The sequence below is a fragment of the Arthrobacter silviterrae genome, from assembly GCF_011045165.1.
Classification (GTDB): Bacteria; Actinomycetota; Actinomycetes; order Actinomycetales; family Micrococcaceae; genus Specibacter; species Specibacter silviterrae.
In genome coordinates, this window is sequence record NZ_JAAKZI010000034.1 from 17,520 (window position 1) to 32,082 (window position 14,563).

The 14,563-nt window shown below is 65.1% G+C and carries 9 protein-coding genes; 4 read left to right on the forward strand and 5 right to left on the reverse strand.

What is annotated here, in order from left to right; genetic code table 11:
• The first annotated feature begins 2 nt into the window (after positions 1-2).
• On the forward strand, positions 3-1,424 hold the full coding sequence (locus G6N77_RS16170; protein ID WP_165183204.1) for a dihydrolipoyl dehydrogenase family protein: 1,422 nt from the start codon (positions 3-5) through the stop codon (positions 1,422-1,424).
• Between the two features lie 16 nt (positions 1,425-1,440).
• On the opposite strand, the gene G6N77_RS16175 is transcribed toward G6N77_RS16170, so the two are convergent.
• Positions 1,441-2,262 carry a universal stress protein gene (locus G6N77_RS16175; protein WP_165183205.1) on the reverse strand — a complete coding sequence of 274 codons (822 nt, stop codon included), beginning with the start codon at positions 2,260-2,262 and terminating at the stop codon, positions 1,441-1,443.
• A 194-nt stretch (positions 2,263-2,456) separates the two neighbouring features.
• Between G6N77_RS16175 and G6N77_RS16180 the strand changes: the two genes are divergently transcribed.
• Positions 2,457-3,605 (forward strand): D-alanyl-D-alanine carboxypeptidase family protein, encoded by a 1,149-nt coding sequence (locus G6N77_RS16180; RefSeq protein ID WP_165183206.1) that lies wholly within the window; start codon positions 2,457-2,459, stop codon positions 3,603-3,605.
• A gap of 324 nt (positions 3,606-3,929) precedes the next feature.
• Here G6N77_RS16180 and G6N77_RS16185 read toward each other — a convergent pair whose 3' ends face one another.
• The 3 genes from G6N77_RS16185 to G6N77_RS16195 all read right to left on the reverse strand — a co-directional run bounded on the left by G6N77_RS16185 (position 3,930) and on the right by G6N77_RS16195 (position 7,951).
• Positions 3,930-4,964, reverse strand: coding sequence for a hypothetical protein (locus tag G6N77_RS16185; protein ID WP_165183207.1), 1,035 nt, complete (start codon positions 4,962-4,964; stop codon positions 3,930-3,932).
• A gap of 151 nt (positions 4,965-5,115) precedes the next feature.
• Positions 5,116-6,477, reverse strand: coding sequence for a 4-aminobutyrate--2-oxoglutarate transaminase (gene gabT / locus G6N77_RS16190; RefSeq protein ID WP_165183208.1), 1,362 nt, complete (start codon positions 6,475-6,477; stop codon positions 5,116-5,118).
• A gap of 43 nt (positions 6,478-6,520) precedes the next feature.
• Positions 6,521-7,951, reverse strand: coding sequence for a gamma-aminobutyraldehyde dehydrogenase (locus tag G6N77_RS16195; RefSeq protein ID WP_165183209.1), 1,431 nt, complete (start codon positions 7,949-7,951; stop codon positions 6,521-6,523).
• 144 nt (positions 7,952-8,095) lie between these two features.
• Between G6N77_RS16195 and G6N77_RS16200 the strand changes: the two genes are divergently transcribed.
• A complete protein-coding gene (locus G6N77_RS16200) occupies positions 8,096-9,541 on the forward strand; it encodes a PucR family transcriptional regulator (RefSeq protein WP_165183210.1) in 1,446 nt (481 codons plus the stop codon).
• 164 nt (positions 9,542-9,705) lie between these two features.
• On the opposite strand, the gene G6N77_RS19990 is transcribed toward G6N77_RS16200, so the two are convergent.
• Positions 9,706-13,386 (reverse strand): hypothetical protein, encoded by a 3,681-nt coding sequence (locus G6N77_RS19990; protein ID WP_240902327.1) that lies wholly within the window; start codon positions 13,384-13,386, stop codon positions 9,706-9,708.
• A 39-nt stretch (positions 13,387-13,425) separates the two neighbouring features.
• Here G6N77_RS19990 and G6N77_RS16215 point away from each other — a divergent pair, with 39 nt between their 5' ends.
• On the forward strand, positions 13,426-13,695 hold the full coding sequence (locus G6N77_RS16215; protein ID WP_165183213.1) for a hypothetical protein: 270 nt from the start codon (positions 13,426-13,428) through the stop codon (positions 13,693-13,695).
• Positions 13,696-14,563: the final 868 nt, after the last annotated feature.

The window sequence follows — 14,563 nt, forward strand, 5'->3', positions numbered from 1 at the left end:
ACATGGAGATCGAAGAGCTGGACCTGCTGGTGGTTGGCGGGGGCAAGGCCGGCAAGTCGCTCGCCATGGACCTGGCAGCCGCCGGCCAGCGCGTGGCCATGGTGGAGCGCGGCATGATCGGCGGCACGTGCATCAACGTGGCCTGCATCCCCACCAAGACGCTGGTCAACAGTGCCCGGCTGCTGTCCGTTGCCCGGCGAGCCGCGGAATTTGGCATCACGCTGCCCGGCTCCCCCGCCGTCGACATCGACTTGCTCCGCGCCCGCAAGGAGGACGTGGTGGGCACCATGGTGGCCGGGCAGCGAAAGTCCTTCCTGGGCTCCGGCATGGACCTGGTCATCGGCCAGGCGCGCTTCACTGCGCCCCGCACGGTTGAGGTGACGGACGACGCCGGCACCCGCCGCCTGCTCCGGGGAACCAAGGTGGTGGTCAACACCGGCATGGTCCCCTTTGTGCCCGACATCCCGGGACTTCGCGCGGCGGAACCCCTGACCAGCACGTCCATCCTGGCCCTGGAATCGCTGCCGCGCAGCATCATCATTCTGGGCGGCGGCTACATCGGCTGCGAGTTCGCCTCCATGCTTTCCATCATGGGCGTTGCCGTCACCGTGGTGCAGCGCAGGGACACATTGCTGCCCCGGGAGGATGCGGACGTCAGCGCCGCCGTCGCGAAAGCCCTGGAGGCCGACGGCGTGACCTTGCGTATGGGTGTGACGGCCACTTCGGCCTCCCGCCGGAACGGCGCCGGCGGCAGTGACGGCACCGGCCGCGCCGTGGCCCTGGCCCTCTCCGACGGAACCACTGTGGAGGCTGAGGAGATTCTCGTGGCAGTGGGGCGCACACCGGTGACGGGCGCGCTGGGACTTGACGCGGCCGGCGTCGAGCTTAATGATTCCGGGCTGGTGCGGGTGGATGAATTCCTGCACACCACGGCGGAAGGCGTCTGGGCGGCAGGGGATGTGGCCGGGACGCCGCAATTCACCCACGCCTCCTGGAACGACTACCGGATTTTGAAGTCCAACTTGGCTGCCTCCCCGGCCGGGACGCTGCTCAGCACCCGGGACCGGCTGATCCCGTACTGCGTTTTCACCACGCCCGAACTGGGCCGCGTGGGGCTGAACGAGGCAGAAGCCAGGTCGGCAGGCCATGACGTGCGCATCGCGAAAATGCCGGTCGCAGCCATTCCCCGCGCCCGCACGGTGGGACAGCTTGAGGGCATGTGGAAGGCCGTGGTGGAGCGGGAAACGGACCAGATACTGGGCGTTTCCCTGCTCGGCCACGAGTCAAGTGAGGTGATCGCAGTGGTCCAGCTGGCCATGCTCGGCAGGCTGCCCTACCAGCGGCTCCGCGACGCTGTCATAGCCCACCCCACCATGGCCGAGGGCCTGCAGCTCCTCTTCAGCGACGCGTTCCTGGAGCCGTAACGCAGCGCCGGGCCGCCTAGATCCCCTGCTCCCCGAAGTCCCGGGGTACCACCACCATGGGCACGGGAAGCGAGCGCAGGATCTTGTTCGCCGTGGAGCCGAGGAAGATCTTGTGGTTTTCGGCCAGGCGGCTGGAACCGACCACCACCAGCTCGCCGGACTTCCAGCCAATCCCGTCCACGGCTTCCTCAATGTTTCGGCCGTGGGCCAAGGTGACTGTGACCGAGTCCTGCGGCAGTTTCGCGGCAGCCTCGGCCAGCACGGTGTTCACGTGCTGGCGCGCGGGGCTCAGGGCGTGGTCCAGGTCAAAATTCTCCTGTTCAAGCTGGTCGATCTCCACAAGCGATACCAGCCGCAGCGGCACATTGCGGCGCCCGGCCGCGGTGGTTCCGACGTCAAGCACGGCCTGCCAGCCCTCGCGCACCCCGGTCATGACGGTGAGGCGGGTGAGGGGGTCGCGGCGGTTGTAGCCGCGGGGCGCGAGGGCCACGGGCACAGATGAGGCATGCAGCAGGCCGTTGGCCACGGAGCCCACCGTGAACCGCTTGAACAAGCCGTTGCTGGCCGCGCCCACCACGATGAGGGCGGCGTCGTCCTCCCTGGCAGCGTCGATGAGGCCGTGGACGTAGGACTCCGCTGTACGTCTGGAAAAGGTGGCAGAAACGTCATCCGGCACCAGGGCGCGCGCTGTCTTTTCCAGCCCCTCGCCATCCTGCCTGCCGCCGTGGACCACGTGGACCAGGTGCAGTTCGGCGCCCTGAGTCTTTGCGATGACCCCTGCCAGTGCGATGGCATCGGCGCCACGTTCGTCCGGACGGTATCCAACTACATATTTCATGCGCTCAACCCTTCGGTGGGCCCCGCACTACGCTGTGCTTCCGGGGCGTTCGTAGCACTGACTGTACAGCGGCCAGGCCCAAGCGAAAAGGATGCCCGACGGCGTTCCCCCGGGCACAATTCGTCATTGTGTCCCCGGCATGCCGGGTCTAGGGTCAAACCACCAACTCATTCTGGATAAAAAGCAGGTCCGCCATGAAATTCAGGCAATTGCTGAGCGCTGGGGCAGTGGTGCTCGCCATGCTGGCCTCCTCATTGGGCGGGGTGGAGGCAGCATCAGCAGCAACCCCGGACAATGGTGCCATTGCAGCGAAATACAGTGCAGCCGGGGGCGCGTCCGGACCATTGGGGCCGGCCCTGAATGTGCTGCGCTGCGGGCTGGTGAAAGGCGGCTGCTACCAGGCGTTCCGCGGCGGCAGCATTTACTGGTCCTCCGGGAGCGGGGCCCACATCACCCGTGGCGCCATTGCGGGGCGTTGGGCCGCCTACAACCGGGAGTGGGGATCCCTGGGGTATCCGATAACGGATGAAAACTGCGCCCTCATCTCCCACGGCTGCGTGCAAAGTTACCAGGGCGGCTTCATTTACTGGCAGTCCAGCGTGGGCGCGCACGCGGCCTACGGCGCCATCGGCAGCAAATGGGTCCAGATGGGGTATGAGCTCAGCCCCCTGGGCTACCCGACCAGCGACGAGGCCTGCGCGGGTGTCCCCCGCAGCTATGTACAGCAATTCCTCGGCGGCAACATCCGCTGGACTTCCGGGGTTGGCGTCAGCGTGACGCCCAGCCAAAATAGCGTGGGCGTGGTGGTCAACAAACAGCGCCCCAACTCGCCCATCAATAACACGCCGGCAGACCTCGTGTACGTGGGTTCGCAGCTGCTGCGCCGTGAAGCCGCGAACCAGATGGCCCTGCTGATCCGTGGTGCAGCTGCCGCGGGCGTGCCGGTCACCACCGTCAGCGGATTCCGCTCCTACGCCTCACAGGCCAGCCTCTACAACTACTATGTCTCGATCTACGGGAGGACCGTGGCAGACACCATTTCAGCCCGTCCCGGTTACAGCGAACACCAGACTGGCCTGGCCCTGGACATCGGGAACCCGAATGGCGCCTGCGCCTTGCAGGCCTGCTTTGCCGGCACGCCGGCCGGGCAGTTTGCCGCGGCCAACGCCTGGCGGTACGGCTTCATCGTCCGCTACCCCAACGGCTACAACTCCATTACCGGGTACACCTACGAGCCCTGGCACCTGCGCTACATCGGCCTCCGCGCGGCGAGGGACATGCACTATCGCGGCTACCGAACCCTGGAGCAGTACTTTGGCCTGCCCGCCGCTGCGGGTTATTGACCCGGCACGTTATTGACCCGGCGCGGGCGGCCTTAAATGCAGACGGGGCGGCCAAAGGGAGACTCCGGATTCGCCATCGAACCATTGCCCTGCCCCAGCCGGGGAGCCACGAACAAGCCGGCAGCCCAGAGGAGCCCAACCAATTGCGCCCCAAACGCTGATGGGCTGCACGGCCTGGGTCCACGGCAGGTCCGGACGCATGGCACCCCGCTGAGAGGCCACGGAACCATAGGCCCCAAGCACGACTTCGGGAAACAGGTCGTTGGCAAAACCGGCGAATGTGCCGGCGGCGATCGCCCCTACTCTACCGGCGAGGCCCAACGGTCATCCGAACTCGTCGGCGTCCTCCGCCGGCGCGGGGCCGTGGTCCACGGACGGCGTGGTCAGGCGGAGAAACAAGGCCAGCAGCAAGGCCGCCAGCCCGACCAACAGGAAGTAAGGGCCCACCTGGACCAGCGTGATGGGCCAGGGTGTCAACTGCATGCTGGAGGAGCCACTCGTGAAGGTGCGTTCCACGAGCGCCCCGGTGAAGATCTGTGGGGTGTAATAGGTCACCGCTGCGGCTGCCAGGAAGGCAGCGCCCGTGCCCGCCGCCCGCCCCGCGGACGGCACGTTCCTCGCGCTGCCGTTGGGGCGGAAAATGGCCAGGAATGCCACGGTGAACAAACCAAAAAGTTCCAGGGGCACGGTGGCAAGGTAGGTCAGCTGAATCCAGGGATAGCTGGCGGGTGTGCCGTCGGGACCGCCGAAAATTTGCAACAGCAGTTCGGGACGCATGGTGACGGCGAAGAGGGACAGCCCCGCGGCCACCAGCGCCGCCACCGCCACCAGGGCGGCCCCGCTTCGAAGCCACGGAGACGCCCGCGGATGGCGCGGCGCCCCCGCAAGCAGCATGAGCACCAGCATGCCCAGCCCGGCGATGACAAGAAACGGGCCAAGGGCCAGCACCTTGTCGGTCAGGGGAAAGAACAGCGTCACCAAAATGTAGTTGGAGGCAGCTATGTCCAGTGCGGGCGCAGTCCTGGGGAGCAGGCACAGCAGGCCGAGCAAGGTCACAGCGATGCCGGCCCCCAGGCCAAAAAGCCACGTCTTCACAGTCCACGGCACCAGCTGGGAAGCAACCGGCACAGTCCCGCTTGCCTCCGCCGGTCCACCCTCGTCCCAGGATTCCGGTGCCTCCGGCTCCAGTTCATGCCCGACGCCGGCCGGTTCGGACACCGATTCGCCCACCTCTGCCGGGGGTGCTGCAGGGGGCTCTGCCAGACGTGCCGCAGGTGGCGGTTGCAGCACCCGGGGCAGCGAGTCCCCGCCACGTTGGTATTCCGCTGGATACCGCGGATCTATGTCGTTCGCTTCCATACCTGCCCCCATCGCTGCGTCCAGGAAAACTGGCCCCAGCATAGCCCGGCATTCATCCGGGCCAAAAAAAACGCAAGCGGCACCCCGGTCTGGCCAAAAGCCGGACCGGGGTGCCGCCGTCGTGCTTGGCCTTGCAGCCAAGGCATTGACTCTAGGCTGCCTTGCGGACGGCAGTGCAGAGCACGTCGAGGCCGTCGTTGAGGAGCTCGTCGGTGATGACCAGCGGCGGGAGGAGGCGGATGACGTTGCCGTAGGTGCCGCAGGTGAGGATGATGACGCCGGACTGCAGGCAGGCGGCGGCGATGGCCTTGGCGGCCTCCGCGTTCACTTCCTTGGTGGTGTGCGCGGTGCCCGGCTTGACCAGCTCGATCGCCATCATGGCGCCGCGGCCGCGGATTTCGCCGATGATGCCGGCCTCGCCCAGTTCCTCGACAAGGGCCGCAAAGCGGTCAGTGACGATCTTCTCGATGTTCTGGGCGCGGCCGTTGAGGTCGTAGTCCTTCATGGCCTTGATGGCGGCGAGCGACGCAGCGCAGGCAACGGGGTTGCCGCCGTAGGTGCCGCCGAGGCCGCCGGGGTGCACGGCATCCATGAGGTCGGCGCGGCCGGTGATGGCGGAGAGCGGGAGCCCGCCGCCAATGCCCTTGGCCATGGTGATGATGTCGGGGACAACCCCCTCATGCTGGGAAGCGAACCATTCGCCGGTGCGGCAGAAGCCGGACTGGACTTCGTCGGCAATGAAGACCACGCCGTTTTCCTTGGCCCAGGCGGCCAGGGTGGGCAGGAAGCCGTCAGCCGGGACAATGAAGCCGCCCTCGCCCTGGATCGGCTCGATCAGGATGCCGGCCACGGAGGAGGCCCCGATCTGCTTCTCGATCATGGTGATGGCGCGGCGTGCGGCCTCCTCGCCCTTGATGTCGGATTCCTCGCGGTACGGGTAGCTCATGGGCACGCGGTAGATCTCCGGGGCGAACGGGCCGAAGTTCGTCTTGTACGGCATGGCCTTGGCGGTGAGCGCCATGGTGAGGTTGGTGCGGCCGTGGTAGGCGTGGTCGAAGGCGACGATGGCGTCGCGGCCGGTGGCCAGGCGGGCCACCTTGACGGCGTTCTCCACGGCTTCCGCGCCGGAGTTGAACAGCACGGTGCGCTTCTCGTGGGTGCCGGGGGTCAATGCGTTCAGTTCCTCGGCGACGGCCACGTAGCTTTCGTACGGGGTGACCATGAAGCAGGTGTGCGTAAAGTGGCCCACCTGCTCGCGGACGGCGTCAACCACGTTTTCGTCAGAGGCGCCGACGGTGGTGACGGCAATGCCCGAACCAAGGTCGATGAAGGAGTTGCCGTCAACATCGGTGATGATGCCGCCGTCGGCGTCGGCCACGTACACCGGCACGCTGGAGGCGACTCCCCCGGCAACCACGGCCTTGCGGCGGGCGTCGAGGGCGGCTGACTTGGGGCCGGGGAACGAGCCGCTCAGGTGCCGCTTTTGCTCGAGCCGGTAGTGGATTTCAGACATGGGTTGACCTTTCAAAATGTAGTTGCAAAATAGCTGGGGGCGCTTACGCGTCCAGGTTGCTCATGACGTGCTTGATGCGGGTGTAGTCCTCGACGCCGTAGATCGAGAGGTCCTTGCCGTAGCCGGACTGCTTGAAGCCGCCGTGGGGCATCTCGGCGGTGAGCATGATGTGGGTGTTGATCCACACCGCGCCAAAATCAAGGTCGCGGGAGACGCGCATGGCCACCCCGTGGTTGGAGGTCCAGACGCTGGAGGCCAGGGCGTACTCGACGTCGTTCGCCATCCCGACGGCTTCTTCCTCGGTCTTGAACGTCTGGACGGTGATGACGGGGCCGAAGGTTTCCTTCTGCACGATGTCATCCGTCTGCTTGACGCCGTCCACCACGGTGGGCTCAAAGAAGAAGCCCTTTTCCCCCACACGCTTGCCGCCGGTGACCACCGTGGCGTACTCGGGAATGCTTTCAACAACCTTGACGACGGCGTTGAAGTGGTTGACGTTGTTCAGCGGGCCAAAGTAGTTCTTGGACTCATCCGCGTTGCCCGTTTCCAGGCCCTTGGAGGCCGTGGCCAGGGCGGCAACGAATTCGTCGTGGGCTGACTCCTCCACCAGCACCCGGGTGATGGCGGTGCAGTCCTGGCCGGCATTGAAGAAGGAGAATTCCGCAATTTCCTGGGCCGTCCTGCCCAGGTTGGCGTCGGCAAAGACAATGGCGGGAGCCTTGCCGCCGAGTTCCAGGTGGGCGCGCTTGAGACCCTTGGCTGCCCCGCTGGCAACTGCGATGCCGGCGCGCACGGAGCCGGTGATTGACACCATGGCCGGGGTCTTGTGGTCCACCATGGAGGCCCCCGTAGCGCCGTTGCCCAGCACGATGTTGAGCACGCCGGCGGGCAGGATGTCCTTGGCGATGTCCGCGAACACGAGCGTGCTCTCCGGAGTGGTGTCGCTGGGCTTGAGCACAATGGTGTTGCCGGCGGCCAGGGCCGGGCCGATCTTCCAAACAAGCATCAGGAACGGGTAGTTCCACGGCGTCACCTGGGCCACCACGCCCACGGGCTCGCGGCGCACGTAGGAGGTGAAGTTTTCCATGTACTCGCCGGCCGACCGGCCCTCGAGCAGGCGCGCGGCACCGGCAAAGAAACGGAACTGGTCCGCACCGGCACCAACTTCCTCATCGGCGATCATCTGCTTGACCTGGCCCGTGTTCCGGTGCTGCGCCTCCACCAGTTCGTCGCTGCGGGCCTCGATGGCATCCGCCAGCTTGAGCAGGACCGCCTGGCGCTGGCTCGGCGTGGAGTGCTTCCATGTCTTGAAGGCGGCAGCGGCAGCGTCCATTGCTGCGTCAACATCAGCTTGGCTGGAGATCGGTGCCTTCGCAACAACTTCCCCGTTGGTGGGGTTGATGATGTCCAGGGACTCGGTGCCCGTGACAGGCACAAAAACGCCGTTGATGAAGTTCTGCAAGGTTTGGACCACAGTGTTCAACCTCTTTAGCTAGCTGTGAGTGTGACGCGGCTTTCATTTCCGCTTAAGGAGAGCCTAAGCCCCGCAGCCTCGGAACGAGAATGGCCGTTTGCACCACTGCCCCCTGAACTTGTAGTGCGTTTGTATAGTTGTCACATGGCACTTTCCCTGGCTGACCTGCTGACTGTCCCCGCCCTGTCGCTGAAGAACATGGGTTCTGTGCGGACGCCGCTGACCACGCCCATTGACTGGGTGGCCGTGACTGAGCTGGAAAATCCGCAGGCGTTCTTGAGTGGCGGCGAACTGGTGCTCACCACAGGGGCCAGGCAAGGCACCGCGGATGCCCAGCGTTCCTTTGTCCGGCAGATCCGGCGGGCTGGCGCCGTCGGAATCGGCTTTGGCATTGGCTTTGAACACGAAACTGTGCCGCCGGCCTTGATTGCGGAGGCGAACCGCTGGGCCGTCCCTGTGGTGGAGGTCCCTTACAGCACGCCGTTCATTGCCATCGGCAAGCTTGTGGCGGATGCCCGTTCCTCTGACCACTACAGCAAGTTGGAGAGGCTGCTGCGTGAACACCAGGTGCTGGCCCGCTCGCTGCTGACCGGGGGCGGGCTGCCCGCACTGCTGCGCAAGCTTGCCGCCATGGTCGCCGCGGACCTTATGATCACCCAATACGGAGGTGAGGTGTTTTCCACTGCCCCCGGCACCGGCCCCGGCGAGGAGTGGCACGCCGTGGCCCTGTCCACCGGCAAGCGCGATGCCAGCACCTTGTGGCTGCGCAAGCCTTTCCAGGACGACGGCATTGTGGATTATGCCCGGGGGTTGATCAGCATTGAGCTGAACAACCTGGTCCAGCGCCGCCACACGGCACGCCAAATAGCAGGACAGGTTCTTGCCGACATCGTGCGCGGCACCCTGGAGGCAGCTGACGCCACTGCCCGGCTGGAGAATCTGCACGTGAACCCGGCTGCAAAGAACTTTGTGCTGCTGGTCCACGCAGAAGAGGAAAAATTCACCACACTGTCCGCCATGACGCTGCCGCCGGAGCTGGAATCCACTGTCGCCGCAGTGGTCAAGACGGGAGAGCACAACGAACTGCTGTTGATTGTCCCGTCCCAGCTGGGAGATCCTGCCGTACTTGGGCGGGCACTGAGCCGACAGATGCACGACGTCGGCATAGTGGCCCCGGTGGGCATCGGCGGCGCATATTCCCAGGCCAACGGGCTGCGCTGGAGCTACTTTGAGGCTCGTGAAGCCGCCACGAGGGGCCTTGATGTCAACGTGCCGGAACGGCTGAGCCTTACGTCGCTCCTGTTGGCCAGCGAGGACGTGCCGATGGCGGACATGGCCGCGGAGGCGCTGGGTCCCTTGGTGGCCTTTGATTCCGCCCATGGTGCGGAGCTGATGGAAACGTTGGAATCGTACTTGCGGTTGAACGGTTCTGTGGCGGCCGTGGCCGATGCCCTGACGCTGCACCGGAACACGGTCCGTTACCGGTTAACGCAGATTGCCGAGCTCACCGGCTACGATCCAGCCGTAACACCAGACAGGGTCCAGCTGTGGCTTGCCCTGTCCGTGCGGCGGCTGTCTCCCCCGGCCTGACGGGACGGACCCGAGACTGCGAAGCTCCTTCCAGTCCGATTCGGCTCTGGCCAGAACGCTTGATGGATCCTGTTGGCGTGTTATTTTGCGGCACACAAAGGTGCCCGGCATGCAAGGGAACCGATGGTTCGCTGGCATGCCGGGCACCTTCCATGACTAATGCATCACTTGGCAGCAGGTTCCAGGTAGATGAACCGTCGCAGCATGATCAGGGCAAGACCTCCAATAAACACGAAGAATGATCCGACATACACGGGCCAGATTCCCAGTCCCGTGCTGGCCAGCGCTGTGGGCGCGGTTGCGTCAACAACGGTTGGGGAAGCACCCAGTGCCATGAGGTGACCGGCTGCGCCAAGCTGGCTGGACGTACCCGGGTTCACCAGGGTTCCTGGCGTCAGCGGCGTGCCAGGAGTGCCAGGCGTGACAGGGGTGCCAGGAGTCACCGGCGTGACAGGTGCTGCAGGCGTGCCCGGTGTCGTTGTGGTGTTCGTGGCTGGCGCATTATTGCCCGCCACGCTCCCCAAAACAGCCACCGGGATTCCCGAAGCACTCACGGGAACAACCACCGGAACAGCAACCGAACCAACATTCACAACACCACCGTTACCGGCAGAAACACCCGGCACAGCAGGAACAACCGGCGTTCCCGGGGTCACCGGGGTCGTCGGCATGGCGGGTGCGGCAGGCGTGCCCGGCGTCGTCGTGGTGTTCGTGGCCGGCGCATTATTGCCCGCCACGCTCCCCAAAACAGCCACCGAAGTTCCGGAAGCATTCACCGGAACAGCAAGCGAACCAACATTCACCAATCCACCATTACCTGCAGAAACACCCGGCACAGCAGCGTCACCAGGCGTACCCGGGGCCACCGGGGTCGTCGGAGTGGCTGGTGCGGCAGGTGTCGTCGTGGTGTTCGTGGCCGGCGCATTGCTGCCGGTCACGCTCCCCAAAACAGCCACCGAAGTTCCGGAAGCATTCACCGGAACAGCAAGCGAACCAACATTCACCAATCCACCATTACCAGCAGAAACACCCGGCACAGCAGGTAGGCCTGGCAGCGTCGGAACACCAGGAACCGACGGAACACCCGGCAGGCCCGGCAGGTTCGGAACACCCGGCAGGCCCGGCAGCTTCGCCAAGGACGGCAGGGCAGCCGTCACCGACTTCACCACATCCCCAACCGTGTCGCCAAGACCGGAAACAACCGGCCCAACAACACCGGCAGGATCAACCGGAAGGGTCGGAACACCAGGCAGACCCGGCAAATTCGGCAGCGTCGCCAAGGACGGCAGGACAGCCGTGACCGTCTTCACCAAATCCCCAGCCGTGTCGCCAAGACCCGAAACAACCGGCCCAACAACACCGGCCAGATCAACCGGCAGGGTCGGAACACCAGGAACCGACGGAACACCAGGCAGACCCGGCAAAGCCGGAACACCCGTCAGGCCCGGCAGACTCGGCAGCGTCACCAAGGACGGCAGCGCAGACGTTGCCGTCTTCACCACATCCCCAGCCGTGTCACCAAGAACCGAAACAACCGGCCCAACAACCCCCGCAGGAACACCGGGCAAGGACGGGACACCCGGCAGCGTCACCAAGGACGGCAGTGCGGCCGTAACCGTCTTCACCGCATCCCCGGCCGTGTCACCAAGACCCGAAACAACCGGCCCAACAACCCCCGCAGGATCAACCGGCAGGGTTGGAACACCAGGAACCGACGGAACACCAGGCAGACCCGGCAAAGTCGGAACACCCGGCAGACCCGGCAAAGCCGGAACACCCGGCAGGCCAGGCAGATTCGGCAGCGTCGCCAGGGAAGGCAGCGCAGACGTTGCCGTCTTCACCACGTCCCCGGCCGTGTCGCCAAGACCCGAAACAACCGGCCCAACAACACCGGCAGGATCAACCGGCAGCGTCGGAACACCCGGCAGGCCCGGCAGCGTCGGAACACCCGGCAGGCCCGGCAGCGTCGGAACACCCGGCAGGCCCGGCAGATTCGGCAGCGTCGCCAAGGACGGCAAGGCGGCAGTGACCGTCTTCACCACATCCCCAGCCGTGTCGCCAAGACCCGAAACAACCGGCCCAACAACGCCGGCCGTGTTGCCAAGTCCCGAGACAACCGGCCCAACAACACCCGCCGGATCAACCGGCAGGGTCGGAACACCAGGAACCGACGGAACACCCGGCAGGCTCGGCAAAGTCGGAATACCCGGCAGGCCCGGCAAAGTCGGAACACCCGGCAGGCCAGGCAAAGACGGAACACCCGGCAGGCCAGGCAGATTCGGCAGCGTCGCCAGGGAAGGCAAGGCGGCAGTGACCGACTTCACCACGTCCCCGGCCGTGTCGCCAAGACCGGAAACAACCGGCCCAACAAGCCCCGCAGGATCAACCGGCAGCGTCGGAACACCCGGAACACCCGGAACCGACGGAACACCCGGCAGACCCGGCAAAGCCGGAACACCCGGCAGGCCCGGCAGACTCGGCAGCGTCACCAAGGACGGCAGTGCGGCCGTAACCGTCTTTACTACATCCCCGGCCGTGTCACCAAGACCCGAAACAACCGACCCAACAACCCCCGCAGGATCAACCGGCAAGGTCGGAACACCAGGAACCGACGGAACACCGGGCAGACCCGGCAGCGTCGGAACACCCGGCAGGCCAGGCAGATTCGGCAGGGAAGGCAGCGTCACCAAAGACGGCAGTGCAGCCGTTGCCGACTTCACCACGTCCCCAGCCGTGTTGCCAAGTCCGGAGACAAACGGCCCAACAACACCGGCAGGATCAACCGGCAAAGTCGGAACACCCGGAACCGAAGGGGCACCGGGAACACCCGGCAGACCCGGCAGCGTCGCCAAAGACGGCAAGGCGGTCGTTGCCGACTTCACCACACCCCCGGCCGTGTTGCCAAGACCGGAAACAACCGGCCCAACAACCCCCGCAGGATCAACCGGAAGCGTCGGGACGCAAGGAATCGTCGGAACGCCCGGCAGACCAGGCAGTCCCGAAGCATCTGGAACACCCGTGAGCGTCGTCGAAACGGGCAATGTAGTCAGTGACGGCAGGGTTGCTGATGCTGTCCGGGCCGTAGCACCGACAACATGACCCAGGCTGGATACAGCCTTGCCAACAGTCCCTGCATGACCTGCAGCAGAACCTGAACCAATTCCCTGGCCATCGCCAAGGAGAGCGTTCAGCGTCCCATTGCCAAGGTCCCCAACAGCAGGCAGCTTAGGGGGCGCCGGTGTCCCGGGAACCCGCGGCGAAACCTGACCTGCCAGCAACGGCGAGCCCACTGCCTGGAGCGTATTTTCAACGGCGTGACCTGCCGTTGACGCCTTTTGTCCAATGTTTCCAACCGGCGCCTGCAATGCACCCGGCCCTGAACCATTGCCTAGGGCACCGCTTAGGACCTCACCAACATTGGAAGCAACGCCCGGTGCAAGCGATTTGGCCGGCACCGCTGTGGCTGCTGACTGCACTGCCCTGCCCACAACATTTACGACGCCGGATATGGACTCCCCAGCATTGTGGACCGAACCCGTCGCTGAACCCGTCCCCAGCTCCGAGCCGTGGCCCAGAATTCCGCTGAGGATGCCGCCGCCATTTGAGGCAGTGGACGCCGGGATGAGGACGCCAGTTTTGGCGGCTTCCGGTCCCGGATCATGATTGTCTGCAGCACTTGCTGCTCCTACGCCGAAGGCAAGGAGCCCTCCGGCGACGACCGCTCCGTAGAGCGATCGGCGAAAAACCACGTGCATGATGCTCAACTCCTGACTTGAATTTTTGACCTTGATCGCAAATGCAACCGAAGGAAATACCGTGGCCGATTCGGATACGCGAAGCGGCACAGGGTCAACTAGTCAGGACTTGATCCGGGGTTGGAGGGCATGGAAGCAGGCAGCGCCCAGTCGACGATTACATCCGCCGATCCGGCACCTGCCGCGTGGAAGGAAAGCGCCGAGCATTCATTTGCTGCGGACCCCGCGGCTCCGCCCGAGGCACCGGCGGATGAACTGGCACCGGCTGAACTTGCCAGGGCTGCCTCAGGCAGGCACGGACCGGGAGCCCCGTCCGGCAAGGGCGCCGAGCATGCCGGGCTGGAAGGATTCGGAACCGACAGGGCACGGGCAACGCCGGGTGTCCCGGGCAGGCCGTGAGCTGTAGACGCGAAGGCCGGGCTGGCTGAGAATGGCGAGACCGCAACAGCGTCCGAAACAACTGGAACCGGAGCGCGGGTGCCCTCAGCGGGAATCGAAGAAGTGTCCGTCGAGTGAGCCGTGGGAGCAGCCGACGCAGCAGGCACGGCTGTCCGCGGATTGTTTGGACTTGGAGCGACAAGATCCGGAAGGACAGCCTGCCCCACCGGCACGACGGCGGCCGCTACTGGTGTGATGACTGGCGCCAGGGCAGTTGTCACGGGCGTAACCACTGGCGAAACAACCGGGGCCACAATGGCCACCACCGGCGCCAAGGCCTTCTTTACTGGCGCAACCACCGGTGTAACCACGGGAGCCAAAACTGGTTCAACGGCCACCGTGACCGGGGCAAGGACACTCTCCGCTACGGATGCCACCGGCGCCGTAATTGAGGTGAGGGCCCCGCCTTTCACAACGTCCTTGGCAACAGAAACGTTTGAGATCGTCTGGCCGGCGCCATTGGCAATTGGCTGGAGGAGTTTCGAAATCGGGCCTGAATCTGAGGAAACGGCATGCAGCGGATGTTCTTGGCCCAACAAAGTACTCGGTGCCTTGTCATTCCTATTGGAGTCCGCGAAGGCCCCGGTGGAGTTCAGCACAATGATGATGGCGGCAAAAAGTGCGGCGCCGATGGCGATGCGCATAATGCGCGCCAAAGGGTTGCCCGTCAGCAATAGCCGAATGCCATCGCCCACCGCGCTCACCCCCACCATGAATCGACTGAGACCGACTTGCTAGAGACCGCTATGGAGACCACCCAAAACCCGAAGCAAACCCCGGGCCGCTGACTTCACCCCAAAGTCACCGTGCTCCCACTGTACGACTCCCC